Source organism: Ensifer sp. 1H6, assembly GCF_001976035.1.
Lineage (GTDB): Bacteria > Pseudomonadota > Alphaproteobacteria > Rhizobiales > Rhizobiaceae > Ensifer > Ensifer canadensis.
Map to the genome: position 1 here is coordinate 12,828 of NZ_MOAI01000026.1, position 19,729 is coordinate 32,556.

The following is a 19,729-nucleotide window of genomic DNA, read 5'->3' on the forward strand; positions in this document are numbered from 1 at the left end:
TCGGCTTTCGCTCGGATACGAGCCCCAACCATGTGGCCTGATCGGATAGGACTGCCGCCATCTAATAGGACCTGCCACTCCCATTGGTGCTGCCCGCGTCCAATGAGGTGCAGTTTTAGTCTATCGGCGCTGTATCGTTCCAATTGCCGCTCCTTTGACGGGACTTTGACGGATCAATGGCCAAACCAAAACTCTCCGATGAGGTCAAGACCTACATCGTGCAGGCGCTGGCTTGCTTCGATAGCCCGTCGGTCGTTGCCGCGGCAGTCAAGAAGGATTTCGGCCTCGATGTGAGCCGACAGCTCGTCGAGAGCCACGACCCGAACAAGAAGGCTGCCTCGGGCCTGGCGCCCAAGTGGCGTGCTCTGTTCGAGGAGACCCGCAAGACGTTCCTTGAGGATACGGCCACCATCGCCATCAGCCACCGCGCCGTTCGGTTGCGGGCTCTACAGCGCATGGCCGAGAAGGCGGAGAACTCCGGCAACATGGTGCTGGCCTCGTCATTGTTGAAGCAAGCGGCGGAAGAGGTGGGCAATGCCTACACCAACCGGCGCGAACTGACGGGGAAGGACGGAAAGGATCTGCCGGTTCCAGTATCACCGGTCACGATCTTCCAGTTACCCGACAATGGCAGGAGCTGAGCAAGGGCAGGGCGCCCAGACAATCATTCGGCCGCAGGCTGGCCCGCAGACAGCATTCCTTGCTTCCCCGGCTGACATCGCCATCTACGGAGGCTCGGCCGGCGGCGGCAAAACCTGGGCACTGCTCATGGAGCCGCTGCGCCACGTGGCCAATCCACAGTTCGGCGCCGTGTTCTTCCGTCGGTCGACGGTGCAGGTGCGAAACGAGGGCGGTCTATGGGACGAGAGCGAGAAGCTCTATCCCTCGATCGGCGCGGTACCGAAAGAGCATGTGCTGCAGTGGAATTTCCCGGCCGGCGCGTCGGTATCGTTCGCTCACCTTGAGCACGACAAGACGGTCCTGAATTGGCAGGGCTCGCAGATCCCGCTGATCTGCTTCGACGAGCTGACGCATTTCAGCGCCAAGCAGTTCTGGTACATGGTTTCGCGTAACCGCTCGATGTGCGGTGTTCGGCCATATATCCGGGCGACCTGCAACCCGGACGCCGATAGCTGGGTTGCCGAGTTCATTTCGTGGTGGATCAACCCAGATACGGGCCTGCCAATACCGGAGCGGGCTGGCAAGCTTCGTTGGTTCGTCCGTATCGGTGACGCCATCGTCTGGGCCGATGATCCGGCGGAATTGTCGGACTACATCAATCCGCTCGACGGCGAGCCGATCCCGCCGAAGTCGGTGACATTCGTCCCGGCCAAGCTGACCGACAACGCGGCGCTGATGGCGGCCGACCCTGGCTATCTCGCCAACCTCATGGCGCTGCCCACGGTTGAGCGCGAGCGTCTGCTCGGTGGTAACTGGAAGATCCGGCCGGCGGCTGGTCTCTTGTTCCGCCGCGGCTGGTGCGAGGTCGTCGATGCAATTCCCGCCGGCGCGCGCTGGATGCGCGGCTGGGACCTGGGCGCAACGCCGAAGACAGAGAGCAACGATCCAGACTGGACCGCCGGCACCAAGATAGGAAAGCTGCCGGATGGCCGATACATCGTCGCCCATCATTGCCGAGATCGCCTGTCACCCTCGGGTGTCGAACGGCTGATCAAGAACACCGCCGAAGCCGACGGCAAGGATACGCAGATATCGCTGCCGCAGGATCCGGGGCAGGCGGGCAAATCGCAGGTCACCAACCTGACGAAGATGCTCGCCGGCTTCACCGTTCGGGCCACGCCGGAATCCGGCGACAAGATCACGCGCTTCAGTCCGTTCTCGGCTCAGGTGGAAGCGGGCAATGTCCTGGTCCTTCGGGGACCATGGAACGAGGCTTGGTTTTCATCGCTCGAGGGTTTCCCCGAAGCGGCACATGACGATGACGCCGACAGCACGAGCCGTGCTTTCAACGCGCTGTTGAGCGCAAGCACGTTCACGCTGGCGAACGTTTAGGAGCGGACATGGGTAACATAATCGCGTTCGTCCGCGACAGCCTGACGAACATGGTCGCCAACCTCGGCACGAGCCGGGACAAGGCGTCTGCCACGTTCTACTCAATGCCGATGCTTTCGGACGAGGAGCTGCTGAACGCCTACCGTGGCGCTTGGTTGCCACGGAAGATCGTTGACATTCCGGCATTCGACAGCGTGCGTGCCTGGCGGGACTGGCAGGCAACCAAGCCGCAGATTGAGGCGATCGAGGCGGAAGAGAAGCGTCTGAACGTCAAGGGCAAGATCCTTGAGGCGAAGATCAAGGCACGGCTCTGGGGCGGCGCTGCATTGGTCATCGGTACTGGCGAGCAGGATCTCACCACGCCGCTGGATGTCGAGCGTATCGGCAAGGGCGGGTTGAAATACCTGACGGTCATGTCGCGTCGCCAACTGACGGCCGGCGAGGTCGAGCGCGACCCGGCATCGGAATGGTACGGCAAGCCGAAGATCTACCAGGTGAGTTCAGCCAACGGCCGTCAGGTCGAAATTCATCCATCGCGCCTGGTCATCTTCAACGGCAACCCGGCGCCGGACGACGAGATTGTCACAAGCGCCTATCCGGGTTGGGGCGACAGTGTCCTCTTGTCGGTCGTCGAGGCTATCAAACAGGCCGATGGCACGGCGGCGAACATTGCGAGCCTCGTTTTCGAGGCCAAGGTCAACATTATCCGGCTTCCGGACTTTATGCAGAACATCGGCAACGCCGAGTACCGCGCGAAGATCCTGGAGCGCTACACACTCGCCGCCACGGCCAAGGGCATCAACGGCGACCTGCTGCTCGACAAGGAAGAGGAGTTCGAACAGAAGACGGCGAGCTTCGCCACGCTTCCGGAAATCCTCATGTCCTTCCTGCAGATTGTTTCCGGCGCGGCCGACATTCCCGCAACCCGGCTTCTCGGCCAGTCACCGGCCGGCATGAATGCCACAGGCGAAAGCGACCTGCGCAACTACTACGATCGCCTGCAGGCCATGCAGGAAGTCGAGATGAAGCCGGCCATGATGCGGCTCGACGAGTGCATCATCCGCAGCGGTACCGGCTCACGCGACGCCGACATCTACTATGAGTGGGCGCCGCTCTGGGGCATGTCCGAAAAGGAAAAAGCCGACGTCTTCAAGACGAAAGCCGACGCCGCGCGGCAGTTGGTGGGCACTTCACCGGGGCAGGAAATTATTCCTCGCGAGCCGTTTCTGACGCCTTGGTCAATGCGCTTGTGGAAGATGGGTCTTTGCCTGGTCTCGATGCTGCCGTGGAGGAACATGGCAGATTATCCGAACAAGAGGCATCGCCGGAAGAGCTCACTGCAGCAACAGCAGAGTCAGATTCAATGGTTCAAACCTTGGCTACTTGACGTTGTGCTATCCGCTCCCCAAAGTCATGGCAAGAGCGCAACCAGCAACATGAGGCAACCGGCAATGCTAACTGATGAGCAGGCCAAAGCGGCTCAGGAAATCGCCAAGTTAGGTCAAAAAAGTCTCGAAACAGGTGAGAAGGTTGGTGGGTTCTTTCGAACGACGTTTAGAGCGTCAATCGCTAACTTAGCTGAAGCTGCTGCTGATTGGACAACTGGCTTCAAGGTCAGGAATCGTGCCGCCGTTTTCATCACAACGCGCAAAAAGCTCGATGAATTAGGCGTCTCTTGGGCTGACGTTACTCTTGATGATCGTTCTGCGGTGCCGTTGATTGAAGCTTTGGAGCTTGAGGCGGATCCGGCGCTGCAGGAAGTGTGGGCACAATATATCGCTAACTCTTTGGCTCCTGACCAGCCAGTAACAATCAACCGGCTCGTCACGAACATTGTAAGAAACCTAGAACCTCACGATCTGAAAATCATTCAGCGACTGTCCCTGGATGATTTATCCCAGGCCAAGGCCGAAGCGCAGAAAATGACAGCCGACGATTTCGGGATTGATCCACAGGCTTTAGATTTTTCGTTAGCTCGTTTCGTGGCCTTGGGGTTGTTTGCTTTTGATAACGTGGACGGCCTGACGTTCTCAGGTGCAGATGCCTGCAAACCATGTCGGCTGAGCATTGATACGCGGTTTGGAGAGTACCGTGCGCAGCCGCTTTTGATGTTGTTCTTGCAGTCTATCGCCACCCCTCACGAGGGTGGTTAATCGCAACGAGACGGGCAAGACGCCGTTTTTAATCGCCACGCGGCTCGAATGCCGTGGGGGTATAGAATTCCTTGACCGACCTCCGAACCGAGCTGTCCGGTAGATATCGAGGTATACGGAAGCGGTTGAGATACTCTGATAAATCGCGTGAATCCTTGGTTAGGCCGTTTAGTACTAGCAACGCCACCTCCGGACTACCGAGTTGCCCCCGCAAGAGGTTCCCATACTGAACCTTTTCCTCTTCGGTCAGCACAGAGTCTTGATGGATTCTGCGCAAAATTGTGTAGATCAACCTGAAATAAGGACCGAGGCCGTCCTCGCTCCTTATGTGAATGTGCCCCTTATAAAGTTTGGCAATTTCGGTTTTAGAAAGCTTCCTGTCGATTGGCGTTTCGCGAATCAACAAATGCTTGGCGTCTTCGTAGGCGCCTTTCAACGCGCGCCCTCCAACCAAGCGACCGTTTTTTGTCTTGGTTGTGGTTGTGTAAACGATCTCCGCGCGCACCTGCCGCATTAGGTCAAGCAGCTGAAAAAAGGAACTTTCGAAGCGTTGCCGGTGCAAATCAGCTTGCGCTCTACCAATCTCCTTCTGTTGGTTGCGGATTGAGAAGCCCTGAATGATCAGAGTGACCATAACCGCGAGGAAGCCGAATGCAGCAAACAGAGCGTTCAGGGGACCGAAAGAGTCTCCGATTGTTCCAGAAGCGGCGATGAGGTCGAAGTCGTACGCCAAGTACCGAGCAGCTAATGTCGGCCCCAGATAGAACCACCCGGCAAGAATTGCCGTCAAGAGTGTGGCTATAGTCAGCGCCGAGACGGCTACGATCCACGACTGAGTTCTTGTCATACATTCCTCGTGACTAGCGGTTGCACGGCGATCAACGCTTCATCAGTGCACTGGCGATTTCAAAAGATTGGTTAACGGGATGCAATTCACAGACGCTGCACCGATCGCGGGCACGCGACGGACCGCCGACGGCTACCTTGTCGCCGAGGTCCGCACCGCGCGCACCGGCATCCAGGACTATGCCGGCCATGAAGTGGGCAAGTCGGAAATGCCTGTCGTGAAGGTGTACCGGCCTCCCGACCAGGTTTTCTCCCGCGATAGCCTTAGCTCATACGCCCACAAGCCGGTCACGAACGATCACCCGGACGAAGCCGTCAGCGCCACCAACTGGAAAGACCTAGCCGTCGGTCAGATCGGTGACGAGGTCGCACGCGATGGCGAGTTCGTCCGCATCCCGCTCATCGTCATGGATGCTGCCGCCATCAAATCCGTCGACGAGGGCAAGCGGGAGCTATCCGCCGGCTACACCTGCGATCTCGCATGGGAGCCGGGCACCACGCCCGAAGGCGAGAAGTACGACGCCATCCAGAAAGATATCCGGATCAACCACGTTGCCATCGTGCAGCGCGGCCGCGCCGGATCACAAGCTCGCATCGGCGACGGTGTGAGGTCGTGGGGCGCTGCCCCGTTCACCAGTGATCATAAACCGCAAGAGGAAAAGATCATGACCCTGAAGACGGTTACCGTCGATGGCATCCCGGTTGAAGTAACCGACCAGGGTGCCACGGTGATCGGCACGCTGCAGCAGCGCCTTGCCGACGCCGTATCCAAAATGACCGCCACTGAAACGGCACATCAGACGGCACTGGCCGCCAAGGATGCCGACCTGGCGAAGAAGGACGCTAAGATTGACGAGCTCACCGGCAAGATCCTTTCGGATGCCGACCTCGACAAGCGCGTTCAGGCCCGCGGCGATCTCATCGCCACCGCCAAGGCAATCGCCAATGACGTCAAGACCGAGGGCCTGTCCGACGCTGCCATCCGCAAGGCCGTCGTTACCGCCAAGATCGGCGACGCCGCCGTTGCCGGCAAGTCCGACGCCTACATCGACGCCCGCTTCGACACGCTCGTCGAGGACGCGGCGAGGAACCCCAGCGACCCGTTCCGCAATGCCGTGAAGCAGGGGCTCACCTCGGATGCGGACCTCACCGATTCCAACAAGGCTTACGAGGCAATGCTAGCCCGCGATCGTAACGCCTGGATGGGCAATCAGAAGGAGAACGCATAATGGCCTTTCCTCCCATCTCCTATTCGCGCGACACGCCGGCCGGCTATCCCGGTATGATCGCCACCACTGAGCCGCCTTTCATCACGTCGATGATCGTTGCGGCCGCTTCCGGCAATATCCCGTTCGGCGTGGGCGTGATCTACGACACGGTCGAAGACACGGTGAAGCTGCCGGCAGCGATCGGAAAGTTCGCCGGCGTTGCCGTCGTCGATCGCACGCTGCCCTACGCTAACGGCGAGGTCTACAAGCCGTACGACCAGATCAGCGTTATGAAGAACGGTTCGATTTGGGTCACCGCGCTCGTCGCCGTCGCTCAGGGCGACCCGGTCTATATGACCCCGACTGGCGGCTTCACCAACGTTTCCAACTCGGCAGCCAACCAGCTGATCGAAAATGCCGAATGGGCAAGCGTCACGAGCGGTACCAACCAGCTCGCGCGTCTCCGCCTTGGCGTCACCAAGTAAGGAGAACGCACATGTTCACCACTGACGCGCCCGCGCTGGCGCTGAACTTCCTGCGCACGGCTCAGAACTACATCGAGCCGGGCATCTACGCTCGCCAGTATCCGGACTTCCAGTATCGCGAGCTCGTGCCCGTCGATAACTCGGCGCCGGACTGGACCACGGCTATCGACTTCTTTTCGATGGGCGATGACGTCGGCCAGGCCCGCGAGTTCGCGGCGGATGGCGATGACATCCCATTCGTCGACTTCAAGCTGGACAGCGGCAACAGCCGTGTCTGGATGGCGGCGATCGGCTACCGGTACAATCTGCAGGAGCTTGCCCATGCCCAGGCATACGGCATCCGCCTGCAGAACGACCGCGCCGATGCGGCCCGTCGGAAGTACGAGCAATACGTCGACAACGTCGCGTTCCTGGGTCGCTCCAAGCTCGGCATGACCGGCCTGCTCAACACCACGTCCGTCACGGCCATTACCGCGGCGAACGGCGCGGGCGGCACCGCGACTTGGACCACCAAGACGGCCGACGAGATCCTCGCCGACGTCAACAGCGTGCTCGGGGTCATCTTCACCGCGTCCAACGGCATCGAGCAGGCCGACACAATCCTGCTCGACCAGGATCGGTATGCGCTCATCGCGACCAAGCGTCTGGACGCGACGATGACCACGACCATCCTGGAGCATATCCAGCGGGCGAACATCTACACGATCCGGACCGGCCGGCCGCTGACTATTCGGGCAGTCTTCGGTCTGGAAACCGCCGGCGCCGGTAGCACTCACCGCATGGTGGCCTATCGCCGCTCGCCTGACGTCGTGAAGATGCACGTGCCTATGCCGCTCCGCTGGCTGCAGGCCGAACAGCGTCTGCTGAAGTTCGAAGTGCCGGGCATCTTCCGCCTCGGCGGTGTCGAAGTTCGTCGTCCGGGCGCCATGCGCTACCTCGACGGCATCTGAGGAGTACTCGCTATGTCTAAGATTACTATTCAGAATACGCGCCCGGGCGGCTTCGGCATCCCGGGCGGCCCGGTCATTGCAGCCGGCGCTTCACTTGAAGTCGAAGCGGCCGACTGGAAGACGGTGAAGGACCATCCAGTGGTGAAAGCCTGGGTGGATGCGGGCCATCTGAAACTCGACGGCGATGAGGCTGTCGCTGACGAAGGCAGCTCTTCCAAGTCCGTGACGGAAGTCCTCGCCATGGCGAACGATCCGAACGTGCAGTTCATGTCCTTCAAGTCTGCGGCCTCCAAGCTTCTCGGCGATAAGACGCCCGCGAAGAAGGACGAGATCGTCGCCGCTCTCGAAGAACTGGCAACCAACCCCGGCGCATAAGCGCCGGGTTCTACCCATCGGAGAATGACATGGCTGGATATGGAACAGATGCAGAGTTCAAGACCTACGCTGCAGCCGCCGGCTATGTCATTCCTGAGGGGACGACCGATCCTCAGATTGCCGCAGCTCGTCAGCGCGGCGCTCTGGTGATCGATCGGTATGAGCCGAGGTTCAGCGGCCAAAGGGCCGGTGGGTATGCCCAAGAGCGGGCATGGCCGCGCACAGGCGCCACGACCTACTATGGCGAGGCTATCCCCTCGAACGAAATCCCCGTGGCGATCATCAACGCCTCATACGAGGCGGCATTCCTCGAGTTGACGAACCCAGGCAGCCTTTCGCCGGTGGTGACCGGCACGCAAACGGTGAAACGCGAGAAGATCGGACAGCTTGAAGTCGAATATTCAACTTCTTCCTCAACGAACCTCGATGACCTCGTCGCGCTCGCAACACCGGTCGTGACCGCGATCGAAGGGCTGCTCGGGCAATTCCTGACGCCGGTCTGGCCGGGTGCGTTGGTGGTGTAGGTGTGCCGATCAGAACACGCCCAGAGAGCTGAGTAACGAAACCGCGCCGACGATCAGAATGACGATCTGAGCCATCTGCTTCATCCTAGAGTCGATCGGAAGCTTCTGGACGAGATAGAGCACTACGGCGACGAAAAGGACTGTGACGAGGATGCTGATAGCGGCGGTCATGAGCCCAGATCCTTGAGAAAGCGTCGCGGAGATGAAGGCGTAAATATGCCCAGGCTCTCAAAAAGGAAGAGCTAAAGATGTCGAACCCACTTTATGCCCGCCTGCAAGCCACGGCACAGCGGCTCATTGCCAAGTACGGCCAAGCTGGCGTCGTCACGCGCCTCACGCCACCCGACCCAATCTTGGGAGGTGAGCCAGTCCCGACGCCTTACCCGGCAACGCTGGTCCCGATGGCCTACGAGGCACGTTACATCGACGGGACCACTATCCGCAGCGGTGACATGCACATCTACATTTCGTCCGTCGGCCTCGCGATCGAGCCCACTGTCGGCGACATCGTCACTGCCAACGGTACCGACTACGCCATCGTGAATGGCGACCCGAACAAATACGACGGCGTGACGAACGTTGTTTTCATCGTCCAGGGGCGAACGGCCTCCTAGCCTCGGTCAAGCAAGGCGCGGATCGGGTCGGCAACCACATCGAGGGCATTTGCGATCGATTGGGTGACTGGATCCGGTGGGCCGATAAACGCTTGAAACATGATGGCGACGATCAGCAAAACCAAGCCCGCGCGAGCCAAGCCTTGCGTGTAGAAAGCCAGTGGAATGAAAACGAGCAACAAGAGGATCATACGAGCCCTGAGATTGCCAGCTAACGGTCTGTGGTTAGCCACCATCATAGTCCTTCCTGCCGGCCAAAAAACGAGAATCGTATGACATTCGACGAATTGCTCGCCACGTACGAACCACGCCTTGCCGCGGCATTTAGAGAGGCGGTGGACGACATCAAGTCGAATATCATCCTCGCACGTGTCGTCGAACGCCTCGAACGCGGCGATGTGAATGGCGCGATCGAGGCCATGCAGCTTGAGCCAGAGGCATTCTCGGCGCTCGAAATCGCCCTGCAAGAGGCGTTCAACGCCGGCGGCACCAATGCCGTTGGCGAACTACCAAAGGTAATGGACCAGCAGGGCAACCGTGTCATATGGCGCTTTGGTGTCCGCAATCCGGTTGCCGAGGCGATCCTGCGCGATCTGTCTTCGACGATGGTCACGCACATCACCGAGGATCAACGGCAGGGTGTCCGCCAGGCATTGGAACAAGGGCTTGCCCGAGGAGCAAACCCGCGTGCGACAGCTCTTGATGTCGTCGGCCGTCAGAACCGTGTCACCGGCCGCCGTGAGGGTGGCGTCATTGGCCTGACCCGGTACCAGATTGATTTCATCGAGCGGGCCCGAGGCAATCTCGCATCGGGCGATCCAGACCTGATGAAGAAGTATTTCGAGCTCAAGACCCGGGATAAGCGCTTTGACCGCTCAGTGTCGGCCGCCATTCGCGAAGGCAAGCCGGTCGCTGCTGATGCGCTGACCAGGATCATCGGTAGGCTCAACGACAAGAACCTGTTGCTCCGCGGCGAAATGTTGGCGCGCACCGAAACCATGATGGCACTCGGCTCCGCACGTGACGAAGCGATGCGGCAGCAGATCGAGGTTGGCAAGGTGCAGGCGCAGGACGTCACCAAGATTTGGCGATCCGCCGGCGACAGCCGCGTTCGGCACACGCACCGTGTTCTGAACGGCAACGGCGTCGGCATCGACGAGGTGTTTCAGAGCCCATCAGGTGCGCTTCTTCGCTATCCAGGTGACCCGCGCGCGCCGATCATGGAAACGTCAGGTTGCCGTTGCCGATTGGAATACAAGATCGACTACATCGGCGCCGTCGTGCGTCGATACCGAGCCGAGGCGGCTTGATGGCAACGCTTTCATTCAGCGCGGCGGTCGCACAGTGGGCGGACAAGGTCGAGGGCGCAGTCGAGGCTGTGTTCAAAGAGGCTACTCAAGAGGTCGTCGAGGAGATGCAGAAGCCGACCGGGCAGGGCGGGCGCATGCGCGTTGACACCGGCTTTCTCCGGGCGTCGCTCCTCGCTTCTACCTCGGCGATGCCCTCGATTGTTCCGGGCAAGAACCCGGCGGCCGGATCTGGGCCAAACAGCTATGCGACGACGTTCGACCAGGTCGAGGCAGTAATCGCCGGAGCCGATATCGGAGAGACTCTCTATTTTGGCTACACCGCGGCCTATGCCGGCCACCGGGAATATGGATCGAACGGCCAGCCTGCCGATGGCTTCGTTCGCCTCGCCGCTCAGAACTGGCCAATCATCGTGGATCGTAAGGCTGGCGAGTTGAAGGCCCGTCTGGGTCTTTGATCGCTGCGTTGGTATCGATGTTCTTTTCAATCGCTGCCAGCAAACCAAGCTGAAGCATCGTCAGCGCTTTCCGGGCGGCCTTGAGAGAGGTGTCGCCTCGCACTGTTGCGGCGCTATCCCGGCCCAATGCCAGCAGTGCCGCATGGATGCGCTCGTACACTTCATCGTCGCTGAGAGGCGGCTTTTCAGACATAGGCAACCGATACATGGCCGTTGGTTCCGACGCAATCATCTTCAAAGCGCTCACCGATCGACTGCGCGCGATGCCGCAGGTGCTGCCAATCGCCGGGCCGAACGTCGTGTTCCCGGTCGCTGGGCAGCCATCGCCGCCAAAGTACCTGCGCCTTGCCTTCATGCCTAACCAGACGCGCCAGGTGACCATGGGCGACGATCCGCAACAGAAGCGCGGGTTGCTTCAGGTCTCGGTGGTTTGGCCGGTCGGGCAGGGGATCATCGACGCCCTCGAAGTCGTCGACCAGGTCATCGACCACTTCAAGAACCAAACGCTATTCGCCTCTGGCGTGAGGATCACGATCAGCAGCGAGCCATGGGCGGCAGGCCCGCTCCAAGAGAGTGAACGGGTCCAGATCCCGATCACCATCCCCTACCACGCCTTCGAACCGGAGAACTAACATGGCAAACAAGGCAACGAAGAAGGGCAGCAAGGTCTATGTTTGCGCGCTAGCCCAGAATACCGATCTCATCCAGTCCGCCTTTGTAGCGCTGACCTGGGTGCAGGTTGGCAAGGTCGGAAATGTCGGTGATTTCGGAGCCGACAGCACCATGAACAGCTACAACACGCTCGACGAGCCGGTGACCCAGAAACAGAAGGGCACCGCCAACGCCGGCGATCCTCAGATCGAGGTCGCTTCGGTCTTCGACGATGCGGGTCAGATGATCCTGCGCACCTTCGGCGACCCGCTCAATCTCGACAATATGGCCATCAAGATCGAACGCAACGACGGCGGCGCCGGCAAGACGAATACCATTTTTTACAGCCGCGGCGTTGTCTCCGGCCCGCTCTATCCGGGCGGCGGCTCCGACGACTTCGAACTCGAACGCTTCACGATCGGCCTCAACCAGCTGCCGATCCGCGTCAATCCGACCCCCATTCCGTAATCTGAGGTGAAAACATGGACATTTCCAAGCTCGTCAATTCCGAAGACCTTTTCGAACTGAAGCTCACCGGCCCGGACACCGACGAGCTCATCGGCATTCGCTTCATGATCCGCTCGGCCGAGAGCGACGCTGTAAAGCGTGTCGTTCGCCAGCACAGCGATAAGTTCCTTGCCAGCCGCAAGAAGAAGCTCACGTCGAGCAAGGTCGAGGCCGAATATCTCGACAAGGCTGCCGCTTCCGTCGCCTCGTGGGACTGGGGCGACCATGACTGGAAGGGCGACAAGCCGGAATGCACCTTTGAGCAGGTGCGTGAGGTCCTCGAAGAAGCCGGCTGGATCTATGACCAGATCGCGGCGGCTTCGGAGGATCGGGCAAATTTTACGAAGAGCTCGGCGTAGCCCTAGCCGAGGCGGTCGCTGTCGTCGCTCGTTACGACAGCGTCCGCGACAAGGAAGGCGAGACCAGGCGCGAGCGCAATGAAGCCTTCGACACGGAAAGCCCAGAAACGGAGGTGCCGGACCACGGAGCCTTTATCTGGGACTGGTTTTGGGAGCTCCGGCAGTCGCAGGCGCCGGGGTTCTCAGGGCCAGTCCCTGTTTCCAATCTTGAGCTCCTGGCTTGGTGCCAAATCACGGGCAACCTGGTCACACGCGAGGAGGTTTTAATCCTCAAGTCGATGGATGCGCGGTTCTGCAAAGAGATTGAGAAGGAAAGCGAGTCGATTAGAACGCGCGAAGCCAAGTAGCACAAGGCTTGCTCCCTGTGGGATTGTACGGCGCACTGCCCGGAAACAAGACCCGAGGGGAAGTCTCGGGTCTTCATGTATGTCATCGGGCGACCGTCTAATCTCTTGTTTCGGGTTGCCCTTCCTCGGGATCATGCTCGAACAATTTCACGACCAAGCTGGCGACCTCAATCTCATCATCGTCGTCAATGCCGATAAAGAGACGGATCTTTCCCTCTTCTTCCATCCCAAGTTCTAAGCCCATTGGGGTGAGCACCACGGCGATTTGGTCCATATCGTCCTCGCCATGTATCGATGTCGACTGTTTCGCCATCGTTACGAGATCACCGCCGTTCTTTGGTTCGAAGGTGACGTGCAAGCGAACCTTATGCTTGCCAGCGGGAAGATCATTGATCTGGATGAAGTTGTTGACCGTTTTCCCAAGGTCCTTTTCGAGAAAGATGATGCCAGGATAAACGCCAATTAGAATGAAAGTGCCCTCTGCGTCCCGGCGAACATGGTCGCAAAAGAGCGCTTGGATCTTTACTTCCATGACAATGCCGCTCTGGATGAATGCTTAGCTTTTTTCGGGACCTCAGAGACGTAAATGACATCAATGTCGGTTTGGGATCTCGCGAAACATGTGGCGTGCCGCATATTGCCGACTGGTTCATCCAACGGTTGGAAGGAGGATGCGCTCAAGAGGCTCCCGTCAATAGCAAACAGCAGCTCTGCGACCGTATCGATTGTCCAGTTTCCAGGGGCACCCAACAGACGAGTGATCTGGGCAGGATCTTTGTCCAACCTGCGCGCGAGCGTTGCCTTAGTGACACCCGACTCAACGCAGTTCCGCAAAACAAGATCGAACAGTTCCTCCCGAGCGGACTCGCTGGCGTAGCCGATAGCTCTCTTGGAAACTTTTTCGTCCCCAGTGGGTCTAGCCAATATGGAAGTGTTTTGAGACATGATCTTCAATTCTATCTGAACGAATGGGGGGCGTTTTGGGGAACAAGCTGTCCCACTGGGCTCTACATCGTGCGACCTCAGCGGCGAAGTCGCAATTTTCCCTGGGGTACCAAGTCAGAAGAACGAGAACGTCCTTCGTCGCAAAGCCGCCGAAGAGTCGTACGGCTGGGTTTGGATCGTTAATCCGATAGTCAAATATTCCTTCACCCCTTGGATCGACGCGGGCAATCTGGCTTCGAGCTTCTTTATCATGCGGATCCATCCCAACCGTTACATAACTGCCGTTTGAGAAACGCTCCAATACGCCAATAGTTCGACCTGAAACACTTTCGTATTCCTCATCGATCGACCCATCCCAAGTGATGAAGCTTCTCGCTTCCCCGCCAATGAAGATATGGCGCTTTACCAAGAAAGATAGCCTCACTGGTTCCAGAAGGGAGAGGTGACCGGCATTGCAGTGCGCTTCTATCTCATTTTCTATTGACATATAAGTCAACAAATCCGCGTTAGCAATTAGTTAATAGGGTTAACTTTTTGTAAGGTTTGGAGTGCGAATTCACCCGAAAGGAGGGCAAACCGAAGCGACGTCCGTTAGGAATTGCTCTTTGTGGGCTAAAGAATGCAATCCATCACGAATCGCAATGTAGAGTCGAGTCGAATTTTTTACTCTACCCGTTGTCGCTGATGTTGATGTCTAGGTCGTGCTCTGGTCGAGCGGCAGGTAGCCATGCCCGATAAGGCAGTCGCGTAGGCTCCGATGGAGCGCCTCCTCGCGGTCGATGTTCGGGCCATGTAGGAGGCAGGGCGGTTTCGACCCACGATCGTCTTTAGTCTCGCTCATTTCGGCCACACCAGATAAACGTTGACCATCGTGAGAACCAAGACCAAGCCCGTCATCACTGTGATGGCAACCGTCATGTCACGCATCTGCTTCGTAAAATTGAGAATGAGTAGGCTTTGCTCCTCGGCGTCACGTCGAGCTATCTCATCTCGGTAATAGTTCAAACCGGAAACGGTATGGGGCGCGACCACGTCGTACTTTTGGATCAACGTCTCTTTCGACTCTTCCCGCAGCTTCTTATAGCTTTCCACCATCGCCCACTCCCTCGATCCTACCTCAAATACCCAACGCGGCCACGTGCGCCCTACTTGAACTCTTCCTTGGTGCCGTCTTCGTAGACGACGCCGCGAACGCAGGTTGTCACCTTTACGTCGTTGCGCGCCAGTTTTGCTGCCCGGTCCAGCTTGGTTCCGGAGAACGAGCCGTGGGCATCGAATGAGGCACCCACGGCGAGGCTTTCGTCGCTATCAGCAGGAACCTGGCCGATTCTCTGACCCAACGTGTCTTCAAAGACCACGCTGGCGTCGATCATCCTGGTGGGCTTCTTAAAGCTGCTTGCTAAGGTGACGGCCACCTCTGCCTCTTCTTCGGCATTAACGGTCACGGACCAGTCCGAAACCGACAGCAAGTCGGACTTGCATCCCGCATTGGCGTTTCCGGCGGCGAGCAACGCCACTACTGCACCGATTAACATAAAGCGCATGAATCATCCTCCGATTGAAGGGCAGGACGATAGCGCACGTTCTTTGAAAAGGAAAAGCGATGACGGATGTCGCAACTCTCGGTTTGAAGGTGGAAAGCGGCTCAGTTGAAAAGGGAACGCAGGCGCTCAATCAGCTGTCGGGAGCGGCGGCTCGCGCAGAAGCCGCAGCCAATGGACTTTCTGGGGCCAATCGTGGTGCTAGCGGCGCAGCGGCCGCCGCCGCAAAGGCATATGCGACCGAGGGAGCCGCCGCAGCTTCCGCATCGAAGCAAATTGAGATGATGAAGCGGGCAGCGAACCAAAATATGGCTGGCGCGGGCGGTAGAGGCAATCTCGCGAACATTGCAGCCCAATTTCAAGACATTGCCGTCTCTGCCCAAATGGGTATGGGACCGATGCAAATAGCCTTGCAGCAGGGCACTCAGCTCGCGGCCGTGTTGTCGACGATGGAGAGCCCCGTGAAGGGGCTTGGCCAAGCGATTCTGTCAGTCATCTCCCCGGTGAGCCTAGTGACTATCGGTGTGATAGCGCTTGTGGCTGCGTTATTGCAGTTCTTGAATTGGTCTAAACTTGCGCAGTCAGCATTGATCGCCCTTGCCGACGTGCTCGAAGCTATCGCACCATACGCGGTGGCCGCAGCGGCGGCCCTGGCGTTAATTTATGCGCCAGCGATCGTCGGCGGCATCGTCACCTTGATAGCATTTCTGGGTAGACTGGTTGTCCAACTCGGGATCCTTGCTGGCGCGTTCATCCTGGCAAACCCAGTTCTCGCCTTCGTTGCTGGCATAACTGCTGCTGTTGCCGCGGCGAACATCTTTCGCGATGAATTGGCTCAGATATTTGGTCGCGACATCGTCGCGGACGCCAAAGCAGGCGTGAATTTCATAATCGCGGCCTTTGTTGGAGGCTTCAACGGAATTAAATCCGCATGGTCATTGCTCCCTGCAGCTCTGGGAGCTGTGATCTACAGTACCGCTCAGCTGGTATTGAAGGGCACCGAGATGATGGTGAACAAGGTGATCTCGATGATCTCTGACTTCATCAGCGGAACCTACGACGCCCTCAGCGGCCTAGCTGGAAAAGTCGGTCTCGATATCGGAACGTTCGGTGGAATCGATCCCGTAGACTTTGGAACAGTCAGGAACCCTTACAAGGACGAAGCACTAGAAGCCGCCAGCATCATCGCGAAAGAGATGAAAACAGCCCAAGGCACCGACTACGTTGGCAAAGGTATCGAGGCTATTGGCGAGTACGCCTCAACGGCGGCCGGCAAGATCAAGGATCTCGCCAAGGGCCTGACCGACGTCGACGAGAAGTCAAAGAAGCGGGCCGGCGGCAAGAGCGACCTCGAAAAATACGATGACATCGTCAAGGGCGCCGAACGGCAGATTGCTGCGCTCGAGGCGGAGCGGGACGCCTTCGGTCTGACGGAAGAAGCCGCGGCCGCGCTGCGCTACGAAACCCAGTTCCTGAACGAGGCGCAGCAGCGGGGCATCTCGCTCACTGACGCACAGAAGAGCGAACTATCCGCGCTCGCCCAGGTCATGGCTTCGGTCGAGGCCGAAACCATCCGCATGGGCGAGGCTATCGAGTTCTCGAAGATGCTCACCCATAGCTTCTTTGACGACTTCTTTGCCGGGCTTGAGCGTGGCAAGTCGGTTTGGGAGTCGTTCGGCGATGCCGCGTTGGGCGTGCTCGACAGGATCGCCGACAAGCTGCTGACCGACGTCATCGACGCCGTATTTGAAGTTGGCTACGCCGGGAAGGGCGCCGGTGGCGGTGGTCTGCTGGGTCTGCTCGGCGGCTTGTTCGGTGGCGGCAAGACAGCCGTCGATCCGTGGGCCGGTCTTCGCGGTTACGCGAGCGGCACGTCTTCGGCCCGCCCGGGTGTCGCTTGGGTTGGTGAGAAGGGGCCCGAGCTCGTCCGGTTTAGGGGTGGCGAGGAAGTCGTACCGAACCATCGCCTGCATAACGCCGCGAACACCAACATGGCTGCACTTGGCAATGCGTCGGGACCGTCTTCGGGGTCAATGCAATTGAGCCATACCGTCATTGAGGTTCGGATGTCACCGGACGTCGAAGCTCGGATCGTCGAGCAAGCTGGCAATAACACGATCCAGATCGTGCAGCAGAACAACAGCAACAACCGGGAAATCTACACGAACGGGGAGTCACAATTTGGCTGATCCAATCAGTTTACCGGTCTTGCCCTGGAAGGATTGCAGCTTCGATCCGATCAGCCCGAGCGACGTTTCGCTAATGGAGGGTCGCCGCACAGAACAGGTGTCGTCGATGACGGCGTACTGGCGGGCCTCCTACTCGACGAATTGGCTGACGCCGGCACAGTACGGTGTCTTTGATGCATTCGTCATGCTGGCCAGCTCTAGGGGCGCTCCATTCCTCGGCTTCGATCTCTTCCGGCCTCGACCCATTGCCCACAACGCTGGAAAGCCTCTGTCTGGCACAAAAGCCGGCGGCGGTGCCTTTAATGGTCAAGCCGTCCTGCAATCCATCGTCAACAACGGCACCATCATCGTTTCGGGTCTCCCAGCCGGGTTCAAGCTCTCGCCGGGTGACTATGTCGAGCTCAGGCAGTCGGCGTTGGTTCGATCTCTTCACCGCATAGTGGCACCGGCAACAGCCAACAGCAGCGGCGTGGTAACGCTCGCGATCATGTTCGCTCTGGACCTGCAGCACTTCACTACGGCGGCGTCGGTCCATTTCGAAAAACCTTGCTGTGTCATGACCATGGATGCGGGCAGCGTATCCGCCCCCAAGTCCTGGGCGGGGCGCGAGGGTTCATTTTCAGCGACAGAGGTCTTTTTCTCATGACGATCTTAGACCCGGCAGTCGCCGCCGCACTCGAAGGCGGGAACATTTCGCGCCTTGATCTCGTCCGCTTCGATTTACCAGGGCGAGCGCCCGTCGGTTATCATCGAGGTGGGAGGGACTACACCTATAACGGCATCGTCTACCTGCCCAATCGGTTCCTCGAGCACGGCGACATGCGCAGTGCGCTAGGCGTATCGGTCACTAGCCGGATCATCAAATTCTCGAACATCCCCGTCGCCGATCCTGACGACGCCATCGCAATGGTCGAGCAATACGACTACCCGAATGCGCCGGTAATCATTAGTCACCTTGCTGGCCTGCCGAATTCCAGCACCGTGCTCGGCGTTCTGGCTTCGAGCGTCTACGAGATAGACAAGGTGACCTACGATAAGAGCGCTGCCGACGATAAAGGCACGCGGTCACTCACACTAACGATCGAGCTGCAGCCCCCCCGGCCGCTCGGCACGCGGGCAAACGCTGGTCAAGCGCAGCCTTGCCGAGCAGCAGTTTGACAATGACGAAACCGACACGGGCCTCGAATACGTGGCGACGGTCGGCACCATCCCCGAAGAGTGGGGACAGGTTTCGAGGTAATCATGAACCGCTTTCGCATTGTCGAGGCCACGCTGACGCGTGAGCTATCGACCCCCTATGCCTATGGCCCGGCAGATTGCTTTCATCTGGGCTGCGCCATGGCGGACGCCCTGCACGGCGGCTCTCTCGTCGAGAAGTATCGCGGCGCATACCGGACGCTGCCAGGTGCACAACGCGCACTGCGGCGTCGCGGGTTCTCGAACCTTGTCGACTTCTTTGCGGCCGAGCTGGGGCAGGAGCCGGCCGGCGGCGCCTCGGCCCGCTTCGGGGATCTCGTCATCCTTCGCTTGGCTGACGGCGCCGAACATGTCGGCATCTGCCTTGGCCTGCGCTTCATTACCAAAACCGAGAGGGGCCGTTCTGATCACGGCCTTTCCGACGTCATCGCAACGTTTCATCTCGGATAAGTCTTTCCATGGCAATTTTCACTGGTATCGGCGCGGCGGTCGGGACGCTATTCGGCTCTGCCCTGGTTGGCAAAATCGTCGGCGGCGCATTGGCCTTTGGCGCGAAGTTCGCCTTCGCCAAGGTCAAGCAGAGCCAGCAGAACAAGCAGAAGTTCACCGCCGTTCAGGGTCAGGTGCAGATGGGAGGAGACGTGCCGGCGGGCACGCTCTATGGCACCGGAAAAACGAAGGGCCACCGCGTCTTTTATGCCAAGTGGGACAAAGGCAACAAACTGAACGCCCATGTCTTCGTTCTGGCGAGCGGCTGGTGCGACGGTCTGGAGCCCCACGTCTTTATGTACGGCCAGAAACACAATCTTGTCGCCCAGCCAACGATCGGCAACGAGGTCGCGCGCTATGGCGTAGAGGGCTTCATCGACGGTGACGGCAACAGTTCCGTCTCCATCCGCTTCTATGACGGTCGGCCGGGTCAAGGCGTCGACCAGCGCCTCGTCGACGTGACTGCGGGCCTCGGCAACAAATGGAAGGCGACGAGCCGCCTGAGCGGGCTCTGCTATGTCGTCGTCGAGCTTTACTATCATCTGCAGTTCTTCCGCGACGCCGGCAAGGG

Annotated in this window: 26 protein-coding genes and 2 pseudogenes; 19 read left to right on the forward strand and 9 right to left on the reverse strand. The window is 59.0% G+C overall.

The window, feature by feature from the left end:
- Nucleotides 1–176: 176 nt before the first annotated feature.
- The 4 genes and pseudogenes from BKP54_RS25615 to BKP54_RS25630 all read left to right on the forward strand — a co-directional run bounded on the left by BKP54_RS25615 (nucleotide 177) and on the right by BKP54_RS25630 (nucleotide 4,166).
- Nucleotides 177–641, forward strand: a complete 465-nt coding sequence (locus BKP54_RS25615; protein WP_084815108.1) for a DUF2280 domain-containing protein — start codon at nucleotides 177–179, stop codon at nucleotides 639–641.
- Nucleotides 628–2,013: a phage terminase large subunit gene (terL, locus tag BKP54_RS25620; RefSeq protein WP_084815109.1), complete on the forward strand. Its 1,386-nt coding sequence runs from the start codon at nucleotides 628–630 to the stop codon at nucleotides 2,011–2,013. The genes BKP54_RS25615 and terL overlap by 14 nt, the downstream gene beginning before the upstream one ends.
- A gap of 8 nt (nucleotides 2,014–2,021) precedes the next feature.
- Nucleotides 2,022–3,400 (forward strand): annotated as a pseudogene (locus tag BKP54_RS25625) (phage portal protein).
- A gap of 64 nt (nucleotides 3,401–3,464) precedes the next feature.
- Nucleotides 3,465–4,166 carry a hypothetical protein gene (locus BKP54_RS25630; RefSeq protein WP_084815110.1) on the forward strand — a complete coding sequence of 234 codons (702 nt, stop codon included), beginning with the start codon at nucleotides 3,465–3,467 and terminating at the stop codon, nucleotides 4,164–4,166.
- A gap of 28 nt (nucleotides 4,167–4,194) precedes the next feature.
- On the opposite strand, the gene BKP54_RS25635 is transcribed toward BKP54_RS25630, so the two are convergent.
- Nucleotides 4,195–5,013: a putative phage abortive infection protein gene (locus BKP54_RS25635; RefSeq protein ID WP_084815111.1), complete on the reverse strand. Its 819-nt coding sequence runs from the start codon at nucleotides 5,011–5,013 to the stop codon at nucleotides 4,195–4,197.
- Between the two features lie 79 nt (nucleotides 5,014–5,092).
- Here BKP54_RS25635 and BKP54_RS25640 point away from each other — a divergent pair, with 79 nt between their 5' ends.
- From BKP54_RS25640 to BKP54_RS25660, 5 genes are read left to right on the forward strand one after another with little or no spacing between them, the layout of a single operon-like run.
- Nucleotides 5,093–6,241: a DUF2213 domain-containing protein gene (locus BKP54_RS25640; RefSeq protein WP_084815112.1), complete on the forward strand. Its 1,149-nt coding sequence runs from the start codon at nucleotides 5,093–5,095 to the stop codon at nucleotides 6,239–6,241.
- The gene (locus BKP54_RS25645; RefSeq protein WP_084815113.1) at nucleotides 6,241–6,705 is read left to right on the forward strand and encodes a DUF2190 family protein; all 465 of its coding nucleotides are present in this window, start codon (nucleotides 6,241–6,243) and stop codon (nucleotides 6,703–6,705) included. The genes BKP54_RS25640 and BKP54_RS25645 overlap by 1 nt, the downstream gene beginning before the upstream one ends.
- An 11-nt stretch (nucleotides 6,706–6,716) precedes the next feature.
- The gene (locus BKP54_RS25650) at nucleotides 6,717–7,655 is read left to right on the forward strand and encodes a DUF2184 domain-containing protein (RefSeq protein WP_077505711.1); all 939 of its coding nucleotides are present in this window, start codon (nucleotides 6,717–6,719) and stop codon (nucleotides 7,653–7,655) included.
- A gap of 12 nt (nucleotides 7,656–7,667) precedes the next feature.
- A complete protein-coding gene (locus tag BKP54_RS25655; RefSeq protein ID WP_084815114.1) occupies nucleotides 7,668–8,030 on the forward strand; it encodes a hypothetical protein in 363 nt (120 codons plus the stop codon).
- Between the two features lie 29 nt (nucleotides 8,031–8,059).
- Nucleotides 8,060–8,554, forward strand: coding sequence for a DnaT-like ssDNA-binding protein (locus BKP54_RS25660; RefSeq protein ID WP_084815115.1), 495 nt, complete (start codon nucleotides 8,060–8,062; stop codon nucleotides 8,552–8,554).
- Nucleotides 8,555–8,563: 9 nt separating this feature from the next.
- On the opposite strand, the gene BKP54_RS35370 is transcribed toward BKP54_RS25660, so the two are convergent.
- Nucleotides 8,564–8,725, reverse strand: a complete 162-nt coding sequence (locus tag BKP54_RS35370) for a Thivi_2564 family membrane protein (RefSeq protein ID WP_128090494.1) — start codon at nucleotides 8,723–8,725, stop codon at nucleotides 8,564–8,566.
- Nucleotides 8,726–8,802: 77 nt separating this feature from the next.
- On the opposite strand from BKP54_RS35370, the gene BKP54_RS25665 reads away from it, so the two are divergent.
- A complete protein-coding gene (locus BKP54_RS25665; protein WP_084815116.1) occupies nucleotides 8,803–9,168 on the forward strand; it encodes a hypothetical protein in 366 nt (121 codons plus the stop codon).
- Here the strand turns inward: BKP54_RS25665 and BKP54_RS25670 are convergent.
- Nucleotides 9,165–9,407 carry a hypothetical protein gene (locus tag BKP54_RS25670; protein ID WP_128090495.1) on the reverse strand — a complete coding sequence of 81 codons (243 nt, stop codon included), beginning with the start codon at nucleotides 9,405–9,407 and terminating at the stop codon, nucleotides 9,165–9,167. The genes BKP54_RS25665 and BKP54_RS25670 overlap by 4 nt on opposite strands.
- A gap of 33 nt (nucleotides 9,408–9,440) precedes the next feature.
- On the opposite strand from BKP54_RS25670, the gene BKP54_RS25675 reads away from it, so the two are divergent.
- Entirely contained in the window at nucleotides 9,441–10,478 is a 1,038-nt protein-coding gene (locus BKP54_RS25675; RefSeq protein WP_084815118.1) for a phage minor head protein, read from the forward strand.
- A complete protein-coding gene (locus tag BKP54_RS25680) occupies nucleotides 10,478–10,933 on the forward strand; it encodes a hypothetical protein (RefSeq protein WP_084815119.1) in 456 nt (151 codons plus the stop codon). The genes BKP54_RS25675 and BKP54_RS25680 overlap by 1 nt, the downstream gene beginning before the upstream one ends.
- On the opposite strand, the gene BKP54_RS35375 is transcribed toward BKP54_RS25680, so the two are convergent.
- On the reverse strand, nucleotides 10,884–11,141 hold the full coding sequence (locus BKP54_RS35375) for a hypothetical protein (RefSeq protein ID WP_128090496.1): 258 nt from the start codon (nucleotides 11,139–11,141) through the stop codon (nucleotides 10,884–10,886). The genes BKP54_RS25680 and BKP54_RS35375 overlap by 50 nt on opposite strands.
- Here BKP54_RS35375 and BKP54_RS25685 point away from each other — a divergent pair.
- Genes BKP54_RS25685 through BKP54_RS25695 form a run of 3 tightly spaced genes read left to right on the forward strand, consistent with a single transcriptional unit; the run spans nucleotide 11,140 to nucleotide 12,450 of the window.
- Entirely contained in the window at nucleotides 11,140–11,565 is a 426-nt protein-coding gene (locus BKP54_RS25685; RefSeq protein ID WP_084815120.1) for a phage tail terminator-like protein, read from the forward strand. The genes BKP54_RS35375 and BKP54_RS25685 overlap by 2 nt on opposite strands.
- 1 nt (nucleotide 11,566) lies before the next feature.
- Nucleotides 11,567–12,052, forward strand: coding sequence for a hypothetical protein (locus BKP54_RS25690; protein ID WP_057204848.1), 486 nt, complete (start codon nucleotides 11,567–11,569; stop codon nucleotides 12,050–12,052).
- A 14-nt stretch (nucleotides 12,053–12,066) separates the two neighbouring features.
- The gene (locus tag BKP54_RS25695) at nucleotides 12,067–12,450 is read left to right on the forward strand and encodes a hypothetical protein (RefSeq protein ID WP_084815121.1); all 384 of its coding nucleotides are present in this window, start codon (nucleotides 12,067–12,069) and stop codon (nucleotides 12,448–12,450) included.
- Between the two features lie 444 nt (nucleotides 12,451–12,894).
- Here BKP54_RS25695 and BKP54_RS25705 read toward each other — a convergent pair whose 3' ends face one another.
- The 4 genes from BKP54_RS25705 to BKP54_RS25720 all read right to left on the reverse strand — a co-directional run bounded on the left by BKP54_RS25705 (nucleotide 12,895) and on the right by BKP54_RS25720 (nucleotide 15,286).
- Nucleotides 12,895–13,329, reverse strand: a complete 435-nt coding sequence (locus BKP54_RS25705) for a hypothetical protein (protein ID WP_084815123.1) — start codon at nucleotides 13,327–13,329, stop codon at nucleotides 12,895–12,897.
- A 384-nt stretch (nucleotides 13,330–13,713) separates the two neighbouring features.
- Nucleotides 13,714–14,229 carry a hypothetical protein gene (locus BKP54_RS35380; RefSeq protein ID WP_128090497.1) on the reverse strand — a complete coding sequence of 172 codons (516 nt, stop codon included), beginning with the start codon at nucleotides 14,227–14,229 and terminating at the stop codon, nucleotides 13,714–13,716.
- Between the two features lie 350 nt (nucleotides 14,230–14,579).
- Nucleotides 14,580–14,837 (reverse strand): hypothetical protein, encoded by a 258-nt coding sequence (locus BKP54_RS25715; protein WP_084815125.1) that lies wholly within the window; start codon nucleotides 14,835–14,837, stop codon nucleotides 14,580–14,582.
- Between the two features lie 50 nt (nucleotides 14,838–14,887).
- Entirely contained in the window at nucleotides 14,888–15,286 is a 399-nt protein-coding gene (locus BKP54_RS25720; protein WP_084815126.1) for a hypothetical protein, read from the reverse strand.
- Nucleotides 15,287–15,345: 59 nt separating this feature from the next.
- Here BKP54_RS25720 and BKP54_RS25725 point away from each other — a divergent pair, with 59 nt between their 5' ends.
- The 4 genes and pseudogenes from BKP54_RS25725 (at nucleotide 15,346) to BKP54_RS25740 (ending at nucleotide 19,119) form a co-directional block, all read left to right on the forward strand.
- Complete coding sequence (locus tag BKP54_RS25725; RefSeq protein ID WP_084815127.1) at nucleotides 15,346–17,472, forward strand: phage tail length tape measure family protein; 2,127 nt, start codon at nucleotides 15,346–15,348, stop codon at nucleotides 17,470–17,472.
- Nucleotides 17,465–18,118, forward strand: coding sequence for a hypothetical protein (locus tag BKP54_RS25730; protein WP_084815128.1), 654 nt, complete (start codon nucleotides 17,465–17,467; stop codon nucleotides 18,116–18,118). Before BKP54_RS25725 ends, BKP54_RS25730 begins: the two co-directional genes overlap by 8 nt.
- A pseudogene (locus tag BKP54_RS25735) lies at nucleotides 18,115–18,712 on the forward strand (DUF2163 domain-containing protein). Before BKP54_RS25730 ends, BKP54_RS25735 begins: the two are co-directional and overlap by 4 nt.
- A 2-nt stretch (nucleotides 18,713–18,714) precedes the next feature.
- Nucleotides 18,715–19,119: a hypothetical protein gene (locus BKP54_RS25740; RefSeq protein ID WP_084815129.1), complete on the forward strand. Its 405-nt coding sequence runs from the start codon at nucleotides 18,715–18,717 to the stop codon at nucleotides 19,117–19,119.
- 47 nt (nucleotides 19,120–19,166) lie between these two features.
- Here the strand turns inward: BKP54_RS25740 and BKP54_RS36760 are convergent, their stop codons facing one another.
- Nucleotides 19,167–19,700 (reverse strand): hypothetical protein, encoded by a 534-nt coding sequence (locus BKP54_RS36760; RefSeq protein ID WP_245317902.1) that lies wholly within the window; start codon nucleotides 19,698–19,700, stop codon nucleotides 19,167–19,169.
- Between the last annotated feature and the right edge of the window lie 29 nt (nucleotides 19,701–19,729).